13 protein-coding genes are annotated in these 13,611 nt (G+C 37.5%); 2 read left to right on the top strand and 11 right to left on the bottom strand.

Annotated features, from left to right (window positions below):
- Positions 1 to 14: 14 nt before the first annotated feature.
- Together NST91_RS08955 and NST91_RS08950 are read right to left on the bottom strand one after the other, a co-directional pair.
- A complete protein-coding gene (locus tag NST91_RS08955; RefSeq protein ID WP_341330851.1) occupies positions 15 to 908 on the bottom strand; it encodes a deoxyribonuclease IV in 894 nt (297 codons plus the stop codon).
- Between the two features lie 57 nt (positions 909 to 965).
- On the bottom strand, positions 966 to 2,273 hold the full coding sequence (locus NST91_RS08950) for a DEAD/DEAH box helicase (RefSeq protein WP_341330850.1): 1,308 nt from the start codon (positions 2,271 to 2,273) through the stop codon (positions 966 to 968).
- A 236-nt stretch (positions 2,274 to 2,509) separates the two neighbouring features.
- Between NST91_RS08950 and vrrA the strand changes: the two genes are divergently transcribed.
- Positions 2,510 to 3,088 carry a VrrA/YqfQ family protein gene (gene vrrA / locus NST91_RS08945; RefSeq protein WP_341330849.1) on the top strand — a complete coding sequence of 193 codons (579 nt, stop codon included), beginning with the start codon at positions 2,510 to 2,512 and terminating at the stop codon, positions 3,086 to 3,088.
- Between the two features lie 103 nt (positions 3,089 to 3,191).
- Positions 3,192 to 4,139, top strand: a complete 948-nt coding sequence (locus NST91_RS08940; RefSeq protein WP_341330848.1) for a 4-hydroxy-3-methylbut-2-enyl diphosphate reductase — start codon at positions 3,192 to 3,194, stop codon at positions 4,137 to 4,139.
- A gap of 61 nt (positions 4,140 to 4,200) precedes the next feature.
- Here the strand turns inward: NST91_RS08940 and NST91_RS08935 are convergent, their stop codons facing one another.
- The 9 genes from NST91_RS08935 to NST91_RS08895 all read right to left on the bottom strand — a co-directional run bounded on the left by NST91_RS08935 (position 4,201) and on the right by NST91_RS08895 (position 13,596).
- Entirely contained in the window at positions 4,201 to 5,328 is a 1,128-nt protein-coding gene (locus tag NST91_RS08935; protein WP_341330847.1) for a Nif3-like dinuclear metal center hexameric protein, read from the bottom strand.
- Complete coding sequence (locus tag NST91_RS08930) at positions 5,325 to 6,029, bottom strand: tRNA (adenine(22)-N(1))-methyltransferase (protein WP_341330846.1); 705 nt, start codon at positions 6,027 to 6,029, stop codon at positions 5,325 to 5,327. The genes NST91_RS08935 and NST91_RS08930 overlap by 4 nt, the downstream gene beginning before the upstream one ends.
- Before the next feature lie 435 nt (positions 6,030 to 6,464).
- On the bottom strand, positions 6,465 to 6,818 hold the full coding sequence (gene cccA / locus NST91_RS08925; protein ID WP_341330845.1) for a cytochrome c550: 354 nt from the start codon (positions 6,816 to 6,818) through the stop codon (positions 6,465 to 6,467).
- 229 nt (positions 6,819 to 7,047) lie between these two features.
- Complete coding sequence (locus NST91_RS08920) at positions 7,048 to 8,187, bottom strand: acyl-CoA dehydrogenase family protein (RefSeq protein ID WP_341330844.1); 1,140 nt, start codon at positions 8,185 to 8,187, stop codon at positions 7,048 to 7,050.
- A gap of 66 nt (positions 8,188 to 8,253) precedes the next feature.
- A complete protein-coding gene (locus tag NST91_RS08915) occupies positions 8,254 to 8,778 on the bottom strand; it encodes a hypothetical protein (protein WP_341330843.1) in 525 nt (174 codons plus the stop codon).
- Between the two features lie 151 nt (positions 8,779 to 8,929).
- Positions 8,930 to 10,066: an RNA polymerase sigma factor RpoD gene (gene rpoD, locus NST91_RS08910; RefSeq protein ID WP_121447233.1), complete on the bottom strand. Its 1,137-nt coding sequence runs from the start codon at positions 10,064 to 10,066 to the stop codon at positions 8,930 to 8,932.
- Between the two features lie 52 nt (positions 10,067 to 10,118).
- Positions 10,119 to 11,927, bottom strand: coding sequence for a DNA primase (gene dnaG / locus NST91_RS08905; RefSeq protein WP_341330842.1), 1,809 nt, complete (start codon positions 11,925 to 11,927; stop codon positions 10,119 to 10,121).
- A gap of 34 nt (positions 11,928 to 11,961) precedes the next feature.
- Complete coding sequence (locus tag NST91_RS08900; protein WP_099352237.1) at positions 11,962 to 12,402, bottom strand: YaiI/YqxD family protein; 441 nt, start codon at positions 12,400 to 12,402, stop codon at positions 11,962 to 11,964.
- Positions 12,403 to 12,783: 381 nt separating this feature from the next.
- Positions 12,784 to 13,596, bottom strand: a complete 813-nt coding sequence (locus NST91_RS08895; protein WP_341330841.1) for a pyruvate, water dikinase regulatory protein — start codon at positions 13,594 to 13,596, stop codon at positions 12,784 to 12,786.
- Positions 13,597 to 13,611 lie beyond the last annotated feature (15 nt).

Here is a 13,611-nt window from a genome sequence, read left to right as displayed (position 1 = left end):
TATCGACAGCTTTTTTACTGATTGGTTATTTTCTCGAGTAAGCCTTCATCAAATGATTTTGATCGAATCATTTCAATTTCGTACTTATATGGAGCCTTTTTATTGTTTTTGTCCTCACCTACATATGGTGTTTCAAGGATTTTAGGGACATTTTCTAGGGATGGATGATGAACAATGTAATTGATTGCATTAAACCCAATTTTACCAAACCCAATATTTTCGTGACGGTCTTTTCTCGCCCCTTTATCGTTTTTGCTATCATTGATATGAAGGACTTTGATTCGATCTAGACCCACTAGTTTATCGAATTGTACTAAGACTCCATCAAAATCATTCACAATATCATAGCCTGCATCATGAGTATGACAAGTGTCAAAGCAGACAGATAACTTTTCATTGTGAGTAACTCCATCAATAATTTGGGCAATTTCCTCGAACGATCTTCCACATTCAGTGCCTTTACCAGCCATTGTTTCTAATGCTATCTGTACTTTGTGGTCCTTTGTCAGAACCTCATTTAAACCTGCAATTATCTGCTTTATTCCTGCTTCTGCGCCTGCCCCTACATGTGCACCAGGATGAAGAACAATTTGATTTGCACCGAGCGCCTCTGTTCTCTCAATTTCAGAACGTAAAAAGTTGACACCTAGTTCATACGTTGCGGGGTTTGAAGTATTACCGATATTTATGATATACGGAGCATGTACAACAATGTCATCAATCCCATTTTCCTTCATATGAGCATGTCCTGCTTCTATATTTAAATCCTCTATTTTTTTACGTCTTGTATTTTGTGGTGCCCCTGTATAAATCATAAATGTATTTGCACCATATGATACTGCTTCTTCACTCGCTGCAAGAAGCATTTTTTTTCCACTCATCGAAACATGTGAGCCAAGTTTTAGCATGGTATACCTCTCCTATCTCCCAACTATTTCATAAATGTATATTATCATAATTCATGTTTATTTTCTCTTTAAGCGTTTTTGGCGCTTTTTAATTTTTTCCATCTCTTGATTCATCTTTTTCTTATAGCCTGGTTTCACTTTCTTAGGCTTCTTCACTTGACTTTGTGCAAGTTTATCAATTTCATCAACTTGTTTTTTGCGAGCCTTTCGTTTGTTTCTTTCACCAATGTTGACCCATTCACCGTTTTCAAGGTCCCTATTTATAAAAGTAACGCCCATTTTTTCAAGCCTTATAATTGCATCTTCATCCCCTGGCTCATAAATAGTTGCTGCGATTCCTGAGTAGCCTGCCCTTGCCGTTCTACCCACCCTATGAATGTAAAAATCAAGATCGCTAGGTAGCTCATAATTGATGACATGGCTCACACCTTCAATGTCAATTCCTCTTGCTGCTAAATCCGTTGCCACTACATATTGAAACTCTAATGAGTTAATTTGCTTCATGACCTTTTTACGTTCTCTTGGAGGAAGGTCTCCGTGGAGTCTTCCTACCTTCATCCCTTTTGTAAGTAACCCATCCGCTACTTCGTCTGCCAACTTTTTCGTATTGGTAAAAATAATGGCTAAATATGGATTATAAACCTCTAACATAGATTGCAAAAGGTTTAGCTTATTCCGATGTCGTAAAGGAACAAGTATATGTTCTACCTTGGCTGCGGTAGCTTGTTCAGGTGCAACATGAGTGTATCTAGGGTTTTCCATATACTTTTTTAGAAATGGCTTTAATTTTTCAGGAATGGTTGCTGAAAACACTAAAATTTGTAGGTCTTCGGCCATCCTCGCTGCAATTTGGTCGACATCTTCGATGAAGCCCATATCAAGCATTAGATCAGCCTCATCGACTACAATTTGATTCGCTGTGTAAACTTGAAGAGCTTGTTCTTTAATTAAATCGTGAATCCTTCCAGGAGTTCCTACCACAATATGTGGTTGTGTTTTCAGTTTTTCAATGGCCCTCGCTTTATCCGTCCCACCTACAAACAATTTTGCTGTGACGGGATTTTCTCCACTAAATTTAATGATTTTTCCAATTTCATGATGGATTTGAGTTGCAAGCTCACGAGTAGGCGCAGTTATAACGGCCTGTACCTCCTGTCTTGCTGAATCAATATTATTTATAATTGGCAGTATATATGCATGGGTTTTACCTGTACCAGTTTGTGATTGCCCAATCGCACTTTCGCCCCGCTGAATGCTCGGTATTAACCGTTCTTGAATTTCGGTTGGCTTTGTAAATTTTATCTCTTTTAATGCTTCAAGTATAAATGGCTGAAATTGAAAACGTTCAAAATCTTTTACTGTCATTACGATCCCTCATTTTATATAAATATGAATTTGTTTTGCAAGGTTTGGGTTTAATTATATGTTTTCTCATAACCTAACAATTTATTATATAGGAAAGCTTGTCAAAATACCAATTGCGCCCATTTGAAGCAATTGGGAAAACATTTAATTCACCCACCGCATATCCTAAAAATAAGGTATTATCACCCGATTCATTCTTCTACTTAACTTAGGTAATTTGAAAGGAGGAGAAGCAAATGTTTTATCCACGACAACCAATGAATCAAATGAGACCAATGAGAGCAATGAGACCGATGAGACCGCCATCCATGTTTCCACAGCAATATGGGGTTCGACCACCAGGAATGTTCGGTGGTATGCAGGGAATGCAGGGCATGCAAGGACAAGGAAGATCCGGATTAAGTGGCCTTTTGAAAAAGTTAATCCCTGGAATGGGAAAGTCAAACCCAATGCAAGGAATGGGTGGTATGCCGGGTTTCTTTAATCCTTCACAAGGAATGAACCCTGGCACCCTTCAAGGTTTAGCAAATCCCTCAAACCTTAGTGCGATAATGGGAAATGTACAAAAAACGTTAAAAATGGCTGAATCTGTAGTTCCAATGGTTCAACAATATGGACCATTAATGAAAAACATCCCAGCAATGGTTAGGATGTATAGTGCTATTAAAAATGCAGGGAATGAACAAGAAGAAGAAGAAGATAATGAGACTATTTCACTATCGGATGTGACATCAAATAGTGAAGGAGTTGAAAATGAAGAAGAAAATTCAAAAGCAAGCGGTACCGGTAAATCTGTTCCAAAGCTTTACATTTAAAAGACTTTGTATTATCCTTCATACTCAGATATAATAAATACGAGATTACGAGAGTACCAATAGGTATGAGCTATCCGATTTATTGACTGAGGAGGAGAAGAGCATGGAAGTAATCAAAATTGCTCCACGTGGATACTGCTATGGTGTAGTAGATGCGATGGTAATTGCGAAAAATGCAGCTTTAGATAAAACATTACCAAGACCTATATATATACTAGGAATGATTGTTCATAATAAGCATGTAACTGATGCCTTTGAAGAAGAAGGAATTATTACGCTTGATGGAGCAAACCGTTTAGATATACTAAATCAGGTTAAAGAGGGTACCGTTATTTTCACAGCACATGGCGTTTCACCTGAGGTGAAAAATTTAGCAAAAGAACGTGGTCTTTTTACACTTGATGCAACTTGCCCTGATGTAACTAGAACACATGATTTAATTAAGGAAAAAACAGCTGAAGACTATCATATCATTTATATTGGTAAAAAGAACCACCCAGAGCCTGAAGGCGCATTAGGTGTAGCACCTAGTTTCGTTCATCTTGTTGAAACGGTTGAAGATGTTGAAAAACTTGAACTAAATCATGAAAAGCTTGTTGTGACCAACCAAACAACAATGAGTCAGTGGGACGTTCTTCATGTAATGGATAAAGTTAAGGAAAAGTTCCCACATGCTGAAGTCCACAATGAAATTTGTTTAGCTACACAGGTCCGACAAGAAGCTGTTGCCCAACAAGCAACCGTGGCCGACTTAACGATCGTAGTTGGAGATCCGAAAAGCAATAATTCAAACCGACTTGCACAAGTTTCCGAAGAAATTGCAGGAACAAAAGCATATCGTGTTGCAGACGTAAGTGATATACAACTTGAATGGCTTAAAGGTGTTGAAAAAGTAGCCGTAACAGCTGGTGCTTCCACCCCAACGCCGATTACAAAAGAGGTCATTACCTTTTTAGAGCAATTCGATCCTGAAAATGAGGAAACATGGGAACGATCTCGAAAAGTTCCACTCCATAAAGTGTTACCAAAGGTAAAAGCAGCTAAAAAATAAACGTTCAAAAGCGATCTTAATTAAAGTAAAAGGTACTCCAGTAAAATTGGAGTACCTTTTTTCATAGATATCGAAATGGGTCTGTATTAAGTTCTGAGGTTATCACAGTAACCTCGAATTTCCTTTCTTTAAAACGCTCTGTTAAGATATTAGCTACCCCTGTTTTCATGACCTTTTCAACATTGTGGCCAGGATCAACGATATTAAGTCCCATCATCATCGCATCGTGAGCAACATGGTAGTACATATCTCCTGTTACATACACGTCTGCACCAGCTCTTTTAGCATGTGAAACATACTTATTTCCGTCTCCTCCAAGCACCGCAACCTTCTTCACTTTATCTGAAAGAGAACCAACAACCCGAAGTCCATCTACCTCTAATTTATTTTTAACATGCAAGGCGAATTGTTCAAGTGTCATTTCCTGTTCAAGATTGCCAACACGTCCAAGTCCAAGCACATTACCTTCATTTTCAAGGGGATAAATATCGAAAGCAACCTCCTCGTATGGATGCGCGTTAAGCATAGCAGTGACCACCTTCTTTTGAAGGCCACTTGGGAAAACTGTCTCAATTTTGATTTCCTCTACAACTTCTAATTTACCGACTTCGCCAATATGTGGGTTTGTCCCTTGGTGTGGTAAGAATGTGCCTGTACCAGGGGTATTATACGTACAATGACTGTAATTTCCGATATAACCTGCACCAGCCGAGCCTAAAGCAGCTCGTACTTTATCAGCAGACTCCCGAGGGACATAAACAGCTAGTTTTTTTAATTTTTCCTCGTAGGTCGGCGCAAGCAATTCAACATTCGTTAAACCCAATGCATCCGCAAGCATGTCATTAACGCCACCGACAGCCACGTCTAAATTTGTATGTGCTGCATAAATCGCTATATTATGTAAAATACATTTTTCAATGATTCTTCCAGATGATGTATCTGTTTGAACTGTTTTTAAGGGTCGAAAAATAGGAGGATGATGCGCAATAATCAAATCAACATCATTTGAAATGGCTTCATCGACGACGTTTTCTAACACATCAAGTACAACCATGATTTTTTTTACCGGCTTGTTTAATGTCCCAACTTGAAGGCCGATTCTTTCTCGATCACCTTCGACGGCTAAGTGCTTTGGAGAAAATTGCTCAAATACTTGTATCACTTCAAAACCATTAGGTATTTTGCTCATTGTAATGCCTCCTTTACTATTTTTATTTTTTGCTTAAGCTCTTCTTTTCGTGTCCGATTATCGGGTGTTTCACCTGCTGTCTCAAGCTGTGATAAAATCTTTTCCCAATGTTTGAGTTCATGAGCCCATTTTTTTTCGAAAACTGAATTTTTTTCTTTTAGTAAGAAAGGTCCTAGTAAAAGTTCTTGTTCCTTATGCTGATAAGGCTTAAGGGGGTTTCCTTTTTCAGCAACTAAAACTTCATAGATTTTTTTGTCTTCCTCTAGGATTTCTTCGGCGATTAGCTCCCAGTCGTTTTCAATAAGCCATTCTCTAATTGCTGATGCGCCAATATTCGGTTGTAGGATAAGTCTTTTTACACCTGGCAGTTTGTTTTTACCATTTTCCAGAATGGAGCGAATAAGCGAGCCACCCATACCTGCTATGGTTATACATGTAACTTCATTTGGTTGAATGACTTCAAGTCCATCCCCTTTACGAGCTTCAATTTTGGAATCAAGCTTACTTTTGGAGATTTGTTTTTTTGCAGATTGTAATGGCCCCTCTGCAACCTCACCAGCAATTCCCCCAGAGATGAACCCATTTAAGTATGCATAGCATGGAAGATATGCGTGGTCAGATCCGATGTCTGCTAAAATTGCCCCTTTTGGTATGTATGATGCGACCGTTTCAAGCCGCTTCGATAATCTCTCTTCATTCATAATAGCACCACATTTTTTTAGGATAGTTAAAAAGTCCGGTGAAAATGACACATCGATAGAGGAACTTCGACTAAAAACCGACACGTCCTGTGTCGAACGTCGAAGTCACCACATCCTGTGGAAGCTCGTTGGCTTGTTTTTCCGTTCCTTGGAAAAGAAACCCACTTTTCCGGCGTGCAAAATCGTCTGCTCAAGTATTCACTACATACTATCCGCTACTCAAAACTGCGCCGCCTTGAACTTTCGACGCACAGGATGTGCTAGTGTCGACAATGCCACAGGATGTGGCGTTTTTGTCGACGCGGTCCTTTTCATCCTCCTTTTTAACACAATATTTTTTAGTTTTTATTATACAAGATGTCAGTAGAAACTTCCATCTTACTGGGAATGGCAGTAAAAAACCCTTTACATTTATGCAAAGGGTTTTTTTATTATTTATTTTTGTTCAACTAACCAATTTGCGATTTCTTGTACTTGTGCAGGGTCTTTAACTAAACCAGCCGGCATCGCACCTCTACCATTCGTGATTACATCCTGAATCTCTTCTACGGAAAGATCAATACCTTTTAATGCAGGTGCATTACCTTGACCTGATAAATCTTGGCCATGGCATGCTGCACATGTACCTTGGACAACTTCTTCTGGGGAAGCAGCTGCTGTTTCTGGAGCCTCTTCACCTTGGTTTGCCATTTCATCCATGTTACCTAGTCCAACAAAGCCTAATAGGAACATAAGTCCAATACCGAAAACTGCAATCAGGGCAAATGGTATTAATGGATTCTTTTTCATTATTCTGACCTCCCTTACCTTATGTACATCAAAAATAGATATAATTATTATTCTATACAAACACTCTCTATTTTACTTGAAAAATGATAGAAGTAAAAGACCTATTTGTACAAGAACTTATTTAACATAATATTGTAAAATTTTTTTACACAAAAATGTCACAAATTTGTCATAATAAATAATAAAACTCCTTACCAATTGGTAAGGAGCTATATCAGACATATTCATTTTAGCATCCAATTGAACGTGCGATGACCATTCGTTGAATTTCAGATGTCCCCTCTCCGATTTCAAGAAGCTTTGCATCTCGCATATATCTTTCAACATGATATTCCTTCATATAGCCATAACCACCATGTATCTGGACGGCTTGATTTGTCACCTCCATACAAATTTCAGAGGCATAAAGCTTCGCCATTGAAGCTTCTTTTGAGAAATTTTTTCCTTGATCCTTCAACCAAGCAGCTTTATACACCATATTCCGTGCTAGTTCAATCTTCATTGCCATATCTGCTAATTTAAATTGAATAGCTTGGAAGCTTGAAAGGGACTTACCAAATTGTTTACGTTCTTTTGCATAATTTAGGGCCTTCTCATAGGCTGCTTGTGCAATTCCAACTGCCATTGCTCCAATACCGATTCTTCCCCCATCCAGCGTAATTAGAAACTGTCTGAAGCCTTCTCCTCGCTTTCCAAGCAGGTTCTCTTCAGGTACATGTACATCCTCTAAAACTAATTCCGTCGTGTTTGAAGCATTCAGTCCCATTTTCTCGTAATTATCAATAACCTTAAAGCCTTCTGCATCAGTTGGGACTATAATTGCGCTTATTTCTTTTTTAGTCCCGTGACGGCCCGTTATCGCTGTGAGGGCTAAATGCTTTGCAAAACTTGCATTTGTGATAAAGCATTTATTTCCATTAATGACAAATTGATTATTTTCAAGAAGGGCTTCTGTTTGGGTTCCACCTGCATCTGATCCAGCATTGGGTTCTGTTAATCCAAATGCTCCCAAGGACTCTCCTGTGCAAATAGGGGTTAAGTATTTTTGTTTTTGCTCTTTTGTTCCAAATAAATGAAGGGGTGCACCACCAAGTGAGATATGTGCCGAGTATGTAATTCCGGTAGACCCACAGGCACGGCTTAGTTCTTCGACCACGATTGCAAAGCTAATTGTATCAGAGTCTGCTCCACCATATTCTTCAGGAAACGGCAAACCCATCATCCCTAATTCACCAAGCTTTTGAAAAACTTCTTTTGGGAAACGTTTATCTTTATCCCGTTGTTCAGCACCTGGTGCAACTTCTGCTTCGGAAAACTCTCTAATTGTTCTTTGAATCAATTTTTGCTCGGTCGTTAAATCGAAATTCATAATACCCCTCCCGTTGTATACGTTTTCATATCTATTATATCGGGAGTTGACGAATTTTCAAATAATTTAAATATTCAATAAAGTGACGACTGAAATTATACTAACCAGAATACCTGCAATCAAAAAATACCGCATCTTTAAAATAACCCCAACAAAAATCCAGCCGATACAATTCAAAAAGATCATACCGATTAAATATAGTGCCTGTCCTTTAAAAATGAGTTCACTTACATTCGCTGTTAAAAGCAAGATAAATAGAGCGAGAATAATGGAGCCAATATGAACGAAAAGTGAATTTGTTCTTTGAGTAATTAGGCCTAAAATGCAGATAATTAAAAAAATAAAGTTTAATACCATTTGCAAATTAGTCGATATTTCAGTAAAATAAGTGACAAGTAATAAAACTGGTAAAAGTGAACCAATTACGATAATCAAAACAAATGGTGTTTTCTGATTTTCTTTTGTTGATTCAATTCCTTCACCCTCTGTATATAACGAGAGTAGGAAATTACAATATGCTTCTGGCAGTAATTTATTTTTACGCCAATATAGAATTTCATTGATAATAATCTTTTTTCTATCTTGATTCATGAAAGCGCTCACCTTGTTTAATTGATATCTAAATCTAAAAACTCCACGATTAAGTGGCAATGTCTTCATGACCCACATCGGATGGGCTAGAACAAAAAAAATAGTTTACTTCAATTGTATGAAGTAAACTACGGAATGTAAATGAAAATGTTTATTCTAAGAAATCCTTTAATCTCTTACTTCGACTTGGGTGACGAAGCTTTCGTAGAGCTTTTGCTTCTATTTGTCGAATACGCTCACGAGTAACACCAAACACTTTACCAACCTCTTCGAGAGTACGAGTACGTCCATCATCCAATCCAAAGCGAAGACGTAATACATTTTCTTCTCGATCGGTTAGGGTATCCAGAACATCTTCCAGTTGTTCTTTTAATAGCTCGTATGCAGCATGTTCTGATGGAGAAGTTGCGTCTTGGTCCTCAATAAAGTCTCCAAGATGTGAGTCATCTTCTTCACCAATTGGTGTTTCTAATGATACAGGTTCTTGTGCAATCTTTAAGATTTCCCTTACCTTTTCTGGTGTTAAATCCATATCTTCTGCAATTTCTTCAGGCGTTGGTTCGCGCCCAAGGTCCTGGAGTAACTGACGTTGTACACGGATTAATTTATTAATTGTTTCTACCATATGAACCGGAATACGGATAGTTCTAGCTTGGTCTGCAATCGCACGTGTGATGGCTTGACGTATCCACCATGTTGCATACGTACTAAATTTGAATCCTTTGCGATAATCAAATTTCTCAACAGCTTTAATAAGTCCCATATTACCTTCTTGGATTAAATCTAGGAACAACATACCGCGACCAACGTAACGCTTTGCAATACTTACTACAAGTCGTAAATTGGCTTCAGCAAGTCTACGTTTAGCCTCTTCATCACCTTGTTCAATACGTTCAGCAAGTTGAATTTCATCATCAGCTGATAGTAAATCAACACGGCCAATTTCTTTTAGGTACATACGCACCGGGTCATTTATCTTTACTCCTGGAGGAACACTGAGATCATTAAGATCAAATTCTTCTTCCTTGGATAATTCTTGAATATTTGGATCATCTTCATTGTCATCATCAACATCATGATCCCCGCTATCACCTAATAATTCAATACCCTGCTCTCCAAGGAACTCATAGTATTCATCAAGGTGGTCTGATTCAACTTCAAAACCAGACATACGCTCTGCGATTTCTTCATATGTCAATACACCGCGCTTTTTTCCTAGTGCTGTTAATTTTTCTTTAACTTGCTCTAATGTTAATTCTGTATCGACTTCTTTAGACTTTTCAGCCATTTGTTCCCCTCCTTCCAAACTTGTAAGACATAGAGGTTAGAAAACCTATTTGTTAAATTAATGCTTTTTTCATTTGAATGATTTCATTTGCAATTGTAGCAGCCTTTAAATAATCCTTACTTCGTTCAGCCTCGAGTTGCTCAGATTCTTTTTCTTTTATCATTGACATTTTTTTGTGATTCAACACCTGTTTCACATAATCCGATAAAACAGAATCCGATACTTCCTCTTCAATTGACATCATTGCAATATCAGTGACAATCCTTTTTAAACTCTCATCATGAACCCTTGTTAGTAGTGTACTGATATCTGGTTCAAATCCTTCTTCATAAAATGCATATAAGTACGTTACAATCGCTCGATGCTCTTCGATATTAAATTCGGCTTGAAGCTGATCCTGTATTTTTTCAGCAATATCCCGACTACGTAACATATAAGCAATTAAATATCGTTCTGCATTATGATAGGCTTTTAGTAAATGTTTTGATACGGCAGGTTTCGCTTTCGTATTATTTCTATTCGAAGAGAAATTATCCCTTTTTTTCCGTTCAGATTTATAATACTGAAGCTGTTGCGTTTTTAATGCATCCAGTGAAATAGAAAATTCACTGGATAATTGGCGCAAGTAATGGTCTCTTTCTACAGCCTTTTCTAATGAGGAAATTTCTTTAATAACATCTTCTATATAACGGATGCGATCTCCTTCATCCTGAAGATTTTTTCCTTTTCTTAAGTACTGCATTTTAAATGCCATTAATGTAAGACTTGCCCCTATTACATCATTTTTAAACTTCTCTGCGCCATATTTTCTAATGTAGTCATCAGGGTCCATACCATTTGGCATTGTAGCTACTCTAACATAACAACCCGCTTCACCCAGCATAATTGAAGCTCGTAAAGCCGCATCTACCCCCGCGTTGTCAGAGTCATAACAGATAACAACAGATTCCACATTCCGTCTAATTATTTTCACATGTTCATCCGTCAAGGATGTGCCCATCGTACCTATTGAATTAGGAACATCAGCTGTATCAGCTGCAATGACATCTGCAAATCCTTCAAATAGAACCACTTGCTGTTGTTTTCGAATAGCAAGTCTAGCTTGATGAAAATTATAAAGGGTCTTGCTTTTATTAAAAATAATCGTTTCGGGACTGTTTAAATATTTTGGTTCCTGCCCCTTATCAAGCACCCTGCCAGAAAATGCTATGGTTTTACCTTGGTGGTCCCATATCGGGAACATTATGCGGTTTCGAAATCTATCAAAGAATGTACCGGTATCCTCCTTTTTCACAAGCAGTCCGGCCCTTTCCATCAACTCAGGCCTAAAACCTCTTTTCTGGAGAAATTTCGTGGCAAAGTCCCACGAGTCAAGGGCATAGCCAATTTCAAACTTATCGATGATTTCTCTTGTAAAGCCCCTATTGGTTAAATAGTCTAGCGCTGGTTGACCCTCTTTTGTATTAAGTAATAGGTGATGATAGAATTTCTTTAATAATTCGTGTGCTTCTTGCATTTTTGATGCTTCATTGTTTTTATCAGAAACAGCAGTTGGCTGTTCATAATCTGACAAATCTATGTTCACTTTATTAGCAAGGTTTATTGCCGCTTCCGAAAAGGAGTACCCTTCTAGGTCCATTAAAAAAGAAAATACATTTCCACCTGCTCCACACCCAAAACAATGAAAGATTTGTTTATCGGGAGATACAGAGAATGAAGGGGTATTTTCACCGTGAAATGGGCATAAGCCAAAATAATTTCTTCCTTGCTTCTTCAATTGAACATATTCACTAACAACATCAACAATGTCAACAGAAATACGAATTTTTTCGATTGTTTCTTCGGGTATTCGATATCCCATGTATAACATCCCCAAGTACTAAATTATTCGATGTTTAGAGTTTAAATCCTGCAAGATTCGACAAACTTTTTTTAAAAATTTTAGTAAAATGTTGTCTGTCTTCGTCAGTAAAGGGTTTTGGTCCTTTTGAATATGAACCACTACGTCTTTCTTTTGCAGATAAAAAGCGAAAATGGAGGATCTGTTCCATATCCTCTTCCTTAAACTCTTTGCCACGAGGTGATATAACATTTACACCTCTATTTACTAAAATACTCGCTAAGCCAGTATCCTGGGTAATGACGATGTCTTTTTTTATTGCATGATTCATAATATAGAGATCTGCTGCCTCTTTCTCAGCATCCACGTACACCCATTTCCCACCCATCGGGGTCGACATAACATGGGCATATGACGCTACAAATACAACATTGATATTATATGTACCTGCTATGCTAAGTATTTCTTCTTTAACTGGACATGCATCAGCATCCACAAATATTTTATTCTTTTTTTCGTCATATTTCTCTATTCTACATCACTCCGAAGAATCCTTCTTTTCAAGGGAAAAGATTAAAAATAAGTTCAAAAATCTGTGATTGGGCCATCTTTAGGTGAGCAATTATGGGTAAATATTCTATCATTTTTCGAAGGCGAACCACTGAATCAAGAAAAAAATGTCGAAAATTAATTCACCTATTCCATAATTTATCCTTGACAACCTTCAATATATAGTTTATTCTATCCAATCGAACTCTAAACCTAAAAATATGTATTTTTATCACAATTTTTTATTATAATACAAAATTCTTTCAAGCGCCATAAAAAAACATATCTTTTTAGAGATATGTTTTTTACTGTATAGGTAGTCTTAAGATTATTTTGTTTTACGATTACTTATTTTATTTAAAATAATATTTGCCGTTTCTTCAACCGCTTTATTTGATACATCCACTACATCACAATTGATTTTATTCACAAGAGACTCAAAATGGTCCAGTTCTTCTTTAATACGATTAATATTTGCATAGATCGCTTGATCATCTAAACCTAATGACTTTAATCTTTCACGTCTAATATGGTTTAGCTTCTCAGGGCTAATTTTTAGTCCAAAGCACTTGTTGGGTGATACTTTGAAGAGTTCTTCGGGTGGATCAACTTCTGGTACAATTGGCACGTTTGCCACTTTATAGCGCTTATGTGCAAGATACTGAGATAATGGTGTTTTAGATGTTCTTGAAACACCGATTAAGACGATATCTGCACGCAAAATCCCTCTTGGGTCACGACCGTCATCATACTTAACAGCAAATTCTATAGCCTCGATTTTTTTGAAATAATCCTCGTCGAGTTTTCGTACAAGACCAGCCTCAAATCTTGGGTTACTTTCATAAAGGCCAGACATTTTTTCGATTAGTGGACCTATTATATCGTTTACAATTACCCCTTCACGTGCAGCTTCCATCACAAGAAAATCTCGTAGTTCTGGAACTACAAGTGTGAATGCAATTATTGCATTATTCAGTTTGGCAAGTGCTACAACCTCTGCTAATGTAGCTGTATCTTCTACATAAGGAATTCGTTTAATTTCTGTATGTGAGCCGTTAAATTGGCTAACTGCCGCTTTAACAACTAATTCAGCTGTTTCCCCAACTGAATCTGATACTACATATACAACCCGATTACTCATTTTAATTCTCCATCT

It is taken from the genome of Ferdinandcohnia sp. FSL W7-1320 (assembly GCF_038050315.1).
In the GTDB taxonomy this organism is placed as follows: domain Bacteria; phylum Bacillota; class Bacilli; order Bacillales; family Bacillaceae_L; genus Ferdinandcohnia; species Ferdinandcohnia aciditolerans.
This window is presented reverse-complemented; position numbering and strand designations above follow the sequence as displayed.